The sequence below is a fragment of the Tessaracoccus bendigoensis DSM 12906 genome (assembly GCF_900141915.1).
In the GTDB taxonomy this organism is placed as follows: domain Bacteria; phylum Actinomycetota; class Actinomycetes; order Propionibacteriales; family Propionibacteriaceae; genus Arachnia; species Arachnia bendigoensis.
Genome location: NZ_FQZG01000144.1, coordinates 1 through 1,954, shown reverse-complemented (window position 1 = coordinate 1,954; position 1,954 = coordinate 1). Strand labels below are relative to the sequence as shown.

2 protein-coding genes and 1 pseudogene are annotated in these 1,954 nt (G+C 71.8%); all 3 read right to left on the bottom strand.

Annotation, left to right across the window (positions count from 1 at the left end):
* A partial coding sequence (locus tag BUC15_RS18790) for a DUF2637 domain-containing protein (RefSeq protein ID WP_073191626.1) occupies window positions 1-643 on the bottom strand: 643 nt, incomplete at its 3' end.
* Complete coding sequence (locus tag BUC15_RS18785) at window positions 643-1,575, bottom strand: bifunctional DNA primase/polymerase (RefSeq protein ID WP_073191623.1); 933 nt, start codon at window positions 1,573-1,575, stop codon at window positions 643-645. The genes BUC15_RS18790 and BUC15_RS18785, both read right to left, overlap by 1 nt.
* Window positions 1,575-1,954, bottom strand: a pseudogene (locus BUC15_RS18780) (serine/arginine repetitive matrix protein 2); the annotation flags it as partial. The gene BUC15_RS18785 and the pseudogene BUC15_RS18780, both read right to left, overlap by 1 nt.

Sequence of the window (1,954 nt, the reverse complement as noted above, 5' to 3'; positions counted from 1 at the left end):
TGGTGTCAGTGAGGTGCGCGACGGCGAACCAGCGGCCCACGGTCGAGGGATGCACCCCGAGTTCGCGGGCGATCCGCTTGTTCGACCAGCCCGCCTCGCGCAGCTCCCACCCCAGCGCCCGCCGATCCGCCACACCGTCGTCGCGACATCTGCCATCCGTCTCGCCGGACGGCAGCGCGGGCATCGACTCCGCAGTGGCCGTCGAGAACGACGCGGCGTCAGCCGGTTCTTTCTCGGGGTCGGTGGTGCGGGTGAGGATCACGGTCAGGTGCGTGATGGCCAGCAGCACGACGGGTGGCACTGCGGCGACCGAGGCGGCGAGCATCCTGGGAACGTCGGCGTCTGCGGCGACGACGGCGTGGATAGCGTTCGCCGTCACTGACACGAGCGCGCCGCCGACCAGCAGCGCCCACGGATACCAGGCCGAGCGCTGCCCGGCGAGGGCGACGACGGCGACCGTGGCGACGACGATGATGCCGTCCACGATTAGTGGCCACGCCCACGCCTGCCCCGCCCCGATCCCGGAGCGAGCAGCCAGATCGGCCAACGACGTGAACGACAGCCAGAACGCCCCGGCGGCGATGAACACCGTCCCCGCAACCGCCGTCACAGCGGCCCAGCGCCGCCCATCCGACTCACGCATCACAGCCCCGCCCTCCCCAGAGTTGCCGGCGGTGGGCTCGCCGAGCGTCCGAACCATCGACCCGCGCTCTGACTCCGCCGATCGGACGTGGGCTCTGGTGCGGGGTGGGTGGCTCGGTAGGCGGAGCGGACGGTCGTGGTGATCTCGCGATCGCCCAGACCTGCCGACTGGGCCGCAGCACCCAGCGCATCGAGCGCCTCGGCGGGCGGGACGCCGTTCTCGGCGAGGCGGCAGGCGGCCCAGAACAGGCTCCGGTTCCGCTCGCCCTCACCTCGCCCGGCGACCCACGCCGCCAACCGCTTCCCGTCCACCGCCATCGAGGTGCCTTCGGCGCGTGGTGGGGTGACTGGGCGCGGGTCGAGGAAGTCCCGCAGACGGGCTGCATCTACCGTGCCGACCGAGTGCGCGGCGATGTCGGCGACCTCGTAGCGGCGAACGTGGCCGTCGATGATTCGCCGGGAGGGAGGAGCGATGATGTAGCCGCCGTCGCCCCGGAAGTCGATACCAGCGGTGGCTGCCTGCCACGACCGCTGCTCCCGGCCCGGGGTCGCCGGGAAGTACACGTGCGCGCCACCGGTGGGTGTGCGCACCAGCAGACCCGCCCCATCGACGAGCCCCGCGTCGGTGGCACGCTGATACGCCGCCCGGCCATCCTGGGGGCCGTGGACATCGACATCGACGACGACAGCGCCGGATGCAGTGCCGGTTGGGATGCCGATGTTCGCGTCCGGTGTGCGCGACCACCACGCGGCAACCTGTTCCGGGTCGCTGCTCGCATCGAGGAACCCACGGCGGGTCAGCGGACGCTTCCCCTCGACGACGCACGGAAACACGGGCACGCCAGCCGCCGCGAGGCTCCGCGCCGCGAGCCCCAGGCTCGGTGAACGATCCACGCGAATGAGCGCCGCCAGGACATCGAATGCTTCGGGCATCACAGCCTCCGCCCTGCCAGCGCTGGCGCCGACGCAGCACGCGGACGATCGGTCTCCACCGAGTTCGCAGCCGTACGGGAGGTGCGCGGACTGGGAGCGTCGCGTTCGAGTCCGGGCGGGGTGCCGTCGCCGACCTGGAGCGTGTCGAGCTGGTCGAGGATCGCCAGCGCGGTCTTCCGCACCCGCTCGCCGGTGGACTGCACCACCTGGACGGGCTCTTGGCCGTCCACGCGGGCGGCCCAGGTCGAGACGTACGGGATCGTGTACCCGGTGGTGTCCATGCCGTGCGCGGCACCGATCATCAGCGCGACGGACTCGGCTTCGACCTCGCGGATGCCGCGATGCTGACGTGCTTCCTCGTCGTCGGGATCGTGCATCA